General features: G+C 78.4%; 1 protein-coding gene and 1 pseudogene. Both read right to left on the bottom strand.

Translation table 11 applies throughout. The annotated features are described in order from the left end of the window. Positions 1–364 (bottom strand): DUF4439 domain-containing protein (locus tag ND748_RS33375; protein ID WP_251750200.1); only part of this gene is annotated, 364 nt, incomplete at its 3' end. Then, positions 361–644: pseudogene (locus tag ND748_RS33380) on the bottom strand (hypothetical protein); the annotation flags it as partial. The pseudogene ND748_RS33380 and the gene ND748_RS33375, both read right to left, overlap by 4 nt.

The following is a 644-nucleotide window of genomic DNA, read 5'->3' on the forward strand; positions in this document are numbered from 1 at the left end:
GGGCCAGCAGGGTCAGCGAGGCGGCGACGCTGACCGGCGTCGTGGGGATCCGGTAGGCCGGCAGGGCCGGGGACGGCTGACCGCCGCGGGCGTCGACCGCGGCGATGAGGTCGTCGCGCATCGCCTGATGGGCGACCCAGCTGAGCCGGGCCAGTTCCCGGGCGCCGGCGGCCGTGGAGCCCAGCGGCGCGAGCGCACCGCCCGCGGCCGCGGCGGCGTTGATCGCGGCGTGGGTGGCGGTGAGCATCGTGTTCAGGGCTGCCACGGCGGCTGCCTGCCCGGCAACCGCCGGACTCGCCCGAGCCGTCCCTGTCTGGGCGGGGTTGGCCGCGACGACCCGTCCGTCCCGCCTGCCCGCGGTCACCCGGCGCTCCCGGCGGTTGCGGCGCTGCCGGCGGTCGCGGCCGGCGAGCCGGCGCCGACCTGCGCGCGGAAGAGGTCGAGTAGCTCCACCTGCGCGACACCGGCGGCGTGCAGGCTGGCCAGCAACGGCGCGAGCACGCCGCTCACTCGCAGGCTGTCGGTGCGCGCCGCGGCCGTCGCGTCGCTCTCGGCGGCACGCAGCGAGGCCAGCGTCGCCGCATGAGCCGTGGGCGACTCGTCGACGACGGCTTTGGCCGCCGTCACCCCGGCCGGTGTAGGCC

This window comes from Frankia sp. AiPs1, assembly GCF_023716945.1.
In the GTDB taxonomy this organism is placed as follows: Bacteria; Actinomycetota; Actinomycetes; order Frankiales; family Frankiaceae; genus Frankia.